This window comes from Kitasatospora sp. NPDC059817, from assembly GCF_042731835.1.
Taxonomy (GTDB): domain Bacteria; phylum Actinomycetota; class Actinomycetes; order Streptomycetales; family Streptomycetaceae; genus Kitasatospora.
In genome coordinates, this window is record NZ_JBHWIR010000059.1 from 21,751 (window position 1) to 26,341 (window position 4,591).

Below are 4,591 nucleotides of genomic sequence, written 5' to 3' on the forward strand. Positions count from 1 at the left end.
CGCGCCAGTCTCCCGCGCCCCGTGCCCCGCGGGGGGGTGTTGTTGGTGTGGGCGCCCCCCCCCGGGCGGCGGGGGGGGGGGGGCGGTGGGCCCGGCGCCGTGCCCATCCTGCGACGTCAACGGGGCTTCGCGCAGACGAACCCGCAGACGAACGCGCCGACGAACCCGCCGACGGGTCCGAGCCGAGGGAGGGTCAGAGCGCCGCGAGCTCGGCCAGTACCGCCGCCGTGTCGGCCGGGCGGGAGAACATCGGCCAGTGCCCGGTGGGCAGTTCGCGCAGCTCCCAGTTCGGCCCGTCGAGCCCGGCGAACCACGGGTGGCCGGCCGTGATCATCGCCTGCACCTGGGCGAGCGGGAAGGAACAGGTCACCAGTGCCTGCGGCAGCGCGGCCGAGGCGCCCGTCAGCCGCAGCCGGTCCCGGTACGCCCCGGCCGGGTGCGGGGTGGCCCGCTCGCGGATCCGGGCGAGCGCGGCCTCGTCCAGGCCCTCCACACTGGCGCCGTCGGCGGCGAGGTCGGCCCAGGAGGGCATCGGGAGGCGGCCGTCGACCACCGAGGCGTCGGCCGCCGCGCGGTGGTCGGGCTGCCAGAGGTCGTACAGCGAACCGCCGTCGATCATCGGGCCGCTGTCCAGGTAGACCACCCGGCGGATCCGCTCCGGCATCCGGTCCGCGATGCCGCCGGCCGGGGCGCAGGCGCCGCTGTGCGCGACCAGCACCACCTCCCACAGGTCCTCGCGGACCAGCAGGTCGGCCAGCGCGGCGATGTGCTCCGCCAGCCCGATCGGCTCGGCCTCGCCCGCGCGCTCCGCCAGCCCGGGCAGCGTCACGGGGTGGACGGTGTGCCCGTCGGCGCGCAGCGGCCCGGCGACCTCCTCCCAGGCCCAGGCGCCGAGCCAGAAACCGGGGACCAGTACGAACGTGCTCATGGTGGATCGCTCCTCGCGGTCGGGCGGGATCTCCGTCGCCGACGACTCTAGGACCGACCCCGGCCGGACTTCGCCCGGATTTTCGCCCGGATTACTGAGCGACCGGGCCCGGGGAGTCGCACTCCCCGGGCCCTCGGACAAGCGGACGTCCCGGACACCCGGACGGGTCAGGCCTGGCCCTCGGCCGCCTGCTCCTGCGCCACCTTGCGCTTCACCTCGGCCATGTCCAGCTTCCTGGCCTGGCCGATCAGGTCCTCGAACACCGACTCCGGCAGCGCACCGGCCTGCGAGAAGACGAGCACGCCCTCACGGACGATCGCCAGCGTGGGGATCGACTGGATCCCGAACGCGGAGGCAAGCTCCACCTGCGCCTCGGTGTCCACCTTGGCGAAGACCAGGTCCGTGTGGCGCTCGGCCGCCTTCTCGTACACCGGGGCGAACTGGCGGCACGGCCCGCACCACCCGGCCCAGAAGTCGATGAAGACGAAGTCCTGGCCCTCCGGGCCCGGGACGATGTCGTCGAAGTTCTCCTTGGTCAGCTCGACCGTGCTGCTCATCTCGCGATTCCTTCCCTTCCGGAGGCGGCGCTACCGATCACGTGCTCGCGACAACCGTGCGCCCCGACGGGGTATTCCGGAGCCGCCCGGGCCGGAGCCTCTCCCGCCGTAGCCGCCCCCGCCGGTCCAGCGCCCGCCGGTTCAGCGCCCGGGCGCCGCTCACGGCGTGGAGCGGAAACCCCACGGGTGGGAGACCTGGTACGCCGCCAGCCGCTCGATCCGGGCCGGCCCCTGCACGCCGGGCCAGCGCGGGTTCGGCGTGCCGTCGCCGGTCAGGTGCTCCCGTCGCCAGATGCCGTTCCAGCCGACCCGCAGGGCGGGCTCGAAGCTGTGCCACCGCCCGCACGGGCACGGCTGCCGCACCCAGGCGCAGGTCCGGCAGAGTTCGGCCAGGCCGTGGCCGGTCGAGCGCGACAGCACCGGCCCCTCGTCCCCGCAGGCCGGGCAGCCGGGCAGTACGGCGCCGTCCAGCAGCGCGTTCTGCCGCCGGACGTAGTCGGGCAGCCGCAGCGGCGGGTGGAGGAAGGGGTCCGCCCGCCAGGCCGCGTCCGGTGCGCCCCACCAGGGGCGGTTCCACCACACCGGCTCGGTCGGTTGCCGCCGCCCGGCCCGCTTCTCCGCCCGGCGCCGCGCCTCGTACTCCCGCGCCCCGGCCAGCCACAGGACCCGCGCCTCGTGCAGCTCCTCCACGGCCCGCACCAGCGAGTCCGGGTCGGCCTCCATCAGCCGGGGCATCCGGGCGCTGAGCGTGAGGTGGTGGTAGGTGGCCCGGAAGCCGTACGGCGCGAAGCAGGTCAGGCAGGTCCGTAGGGCGTTGAGCCGCCGGCGCACCGGCAGCCGCTCGTCGTGCACCCGGGCCCGGTGGGTCAGGAAGCTGGTCACGGCTGCCCCGCGGCGACATCGAGGGCCGGCTGCATGCGTATCACCGGGCGATCATGCCGGACGGCCCGCCCGTCGGGCCAAGGCATTACCCCGCGTCCGCCGCGATCCGGGCCAGGACCCGGCCGCATCGCCGGGCGAAGGCCCGCTGCGCGAGCGGCAGCAGCGGCCCCGCCAGCCGGGCGTACCGGGCGACCGGACGGCTGAAGGCGGTCACGCTGAACCAGACCGCCCCGTCCGCCTCCAGTTCGACCAGGAACGTTTCTTCGCCGCACGCCAGATGGCCGGCCCGGGTGCCGTAGGTGAAGCCGTACCGGTCCGGGCCGTCGACGGTGGCCAGCACCCGGTTGGGGGCGCCGGCCCGGAGCGGGCCGACGCCGATCGCGCAGTGCACGGCGACGCCGGGGGCGGCCCGGTCCGCGTCGGCGTCGATCCGCACGCCGGCCAGCCGGTGCATCCGCCAGCCGAGCAGGGCGGCCCCGGCCACCTCCAGGGCGGGGCGGCCCCGGCCGACGAGCGCCCGGTGCCGCAGGTGGCGGTACCCGCCGGGCAGGTGGCCGGTGGCGCTGGCGCCCTGCTCCGGGTAGCTGAGGTCGGTCATCGGTGGTCCTCCGTGGTGGTGATCCGGCGCCAGGCGAGCAGCGAGCAGAGCGCGAAGCCGAGCGCGTTGCCGACGCCGTGGGTGGCGGCCATCCAGGCCAGGGTGGGGTGGGGGAGTCCGGACGCCTGGCCGAGGGCCCACCACAGGGCGAGCAGCATGGTGAGGGCGAGGACGGCCGAGGAGGCGGTGAGCAGCCGGGCGGTGACCGGGTCGGCGGCGCGCGGCCGCAGGTCGCGCCAGGTGACCAGGCCGACCAGCCACATCCCGGTGGTGAGCACGCAGGCCCCGGCGAACTGGACCCAGGTGCCGAGGAAGTACCCGGCTAGCACCAGCAGCGTCCCGGCCGGCACGCTGAGCGCGGCGCAGCGGGCGGCGCCGGAACCCGCCCGGGTGCTGCGGCAGACCAGCCCGGCGACGAGGGCGGCGGTGAAGCCGGCGTAGTGGAAGTGCGGGACGGTCAGCGCCAGGACGTGCGGTTCGAAGCCGAACAGCGGGTAGCCGGAGCGCTCGGCGACCAGGGCGGTGCCGGCCACCGCCGGGGCGGCGAGCGCGGTGAGGACGGCGATTTCGGCGGGCGCGAGCGAGCGGGTCCGGCGCAGCCGCAGCGGTGCGTGGAGGGCGACGGCCAGGGTGCCGAGCGCGTAGAGGGCGGCGCTGCCGGTGGCGAGGCCGCCGCGCGGGAGCCAGAGCGAGAGCGCGCCGGGGACGGCGGCGAGCGGCCAGAGCCGGCGGACGCGGGCGAGGCCGGGTTCGCCGATCAGGGCGAGGCCGAGCGGGACGACGGCGCCCATACCGAGTAGGACCAGCAGGTTCACCAGCTCCGTCGTGCCCTTGCCCATGCCGGAAGCACCTCCTTGAACGTGTTCAAACCTTGGTCGTGGACGACTCTACGCCGCAGAGTTGAACGCGTTCAACTTGCCTCCGGTCCGCCTGCCCTGGTGTTCACGGTGGGTGCGGCGCACTCTGGAGGAGTAACCGGAGGAGTAATCGATGGAGGTGATCCGCCATGCAGACTCTGGTCGGTTGGCACATCGAGATGGAGTTCCGCGAGGACGGCCCGCGCACGACCGCCGCGGCCATGCTGCGGCTGCGCGACGGCAGGGAACTACGGGCCCACGGCTACAGCAGCCGCCACCCCTCGGACCCGGAACAGCTGCGGGTCGGCGAGGAGATCGCGGGAGCCAGAGCCCTCAACGACCTGGCCTCGCAGCTGCTCACCAAGGCCCACGGCGAGATCCAGGAGGTCAGCCCGGTCCCGACCCACCCGCTGACGTGAGCGCCCCGCACCCGGACGGCGGCCACGCCGGCGGCCGGGAGCACCGTTCGCGCATCCCGCTGATCTGCCCGCGCTGCGGGCACGAACAGCGGGTCGTGCCCGGCGGCCCCGACCGGTCGGTCAGGGTCGTGCACGTGGCGACGGGCCGGGAGGCGTGCGAACCCGGGGACCTGGCGAAGGCGCCGGACGACGGGCCCTGAGAGCGGTCCCCGGCAGCGCGAACGCTTCACCACGCGAACGGCGCCGGGGGGGGGGGGGGGGGGGCGCCGCGGCGCCCCCCCCCCCCCCCGCCCCGGGCCCCGGGCGGCTCAAGGCTCGAGTCAGGCCAGCACCGCCAACCGCAGACCGAC

At 75.7% G+C, this 4,591-nt stretch carries 6 protein-coding genes and 1 pseudogene; 2 read left to right on the top strand and 5 right to left on the bottom strand.

Features of this window, described 5'->3' with window-relative positions:
• Positions 1–193: 193 nt before the first annotated feature.
• The 5 genes and pseudogenes from ACFV61_RS15390 to ACFV61_RS15410 form a co-directional block, all read right to left on the bottom strand.
• Positions 194–928, bottom strand: a complete 735-nt coding sequence (locus ACFV61_RS15390) for an alpha/beta fold hydrolase (RefSeq protein WP_380341125.1) — start codon at positions 926–928, stop codon at positions 194–196.
• 167 nt (positions 929–1,095) lie between these two features.
• Positions 1,096–1,497 (bottom strand): annotated as a pseudogene (locus tag ACFV61_RS15395) (thioredoxin family protein); the annotation flags it as partial.
• A 147-nt stretch (positions 1,498–1,644) separates the two neighbouring features.
• Complete coding sequence (locus ACFV61_RS15400; RefSeq protein ID WP_063346971.1) at positions 1,645–2,367, bottom strand: hypothetical protein; 723 nt, start codon at positions 2,365–2,367, stop codon at positions 1,645–1,647.
• An 85-nt stretch (positions 2,368–2,452) separates the two neighbouring features.
• Positions 2,453–2,965 (bottom strand): DUF1990 domain-containing protein, encoded by a 513-nt coding sequence (locus ACFV61_RS15405; protein ID WP_363371254.1) that lies wholly within the window; start codon positions 2,963–2,965, stop codon positions 2,453–2,455.
• Positions 2,962–3,804 carry a YndJ family protein gene (locus ACFV61_RS15410; protein ID WP_380492044.1) on the bottom strand — a complete coding sequence of 281 codons (843 nt, stop codon included), beginning with the start codon at positions 3,802–3,804 and terminating at the stop codon, positions 2,962–2,964. The genes ACFV61_RS15405 and ACFV61_RS15410 overlap by 4 nt, the downstream gene beginning before the upstream one ends.
• A gap of 167 nt (positions 3,805–3,971) precedes the next feature.
• Here ACFV61_RS15410 and ACFV61_RS15415 point away from each other — a divergent pair, with 167 nt between their 5' ends.
• Positions 3,972–4,241 carry a DUF1876 domain-containing protein gene (locus ACFV61_RS15415; RefSeq protein ID WP_063346968.1) on the top strand — a complete coding sequence of 90 codons (270 nt, stop codon included), beginning with the start codon at positions 3,972–3,974 and terminating at the stop codon, positions 4,239–4,241.
• Positions 4,238–4,441 (top strand): hypothetical protein, encoded by a 204-nt coding sequence (locus ACFV61_RS15420; protein WP_063346967.1) that lies wholly within the window; start codon positions 4,238–4,240, stop codon positions 4,439–4,441. Before ACFV61_RS15415 ends, ACFV61_RS15420 begins: the two co-directional genes overlap by 4 nt.
• The last annotated feature ends 150 nt before the right edge of the window (positions 4,442–4,591 follow it).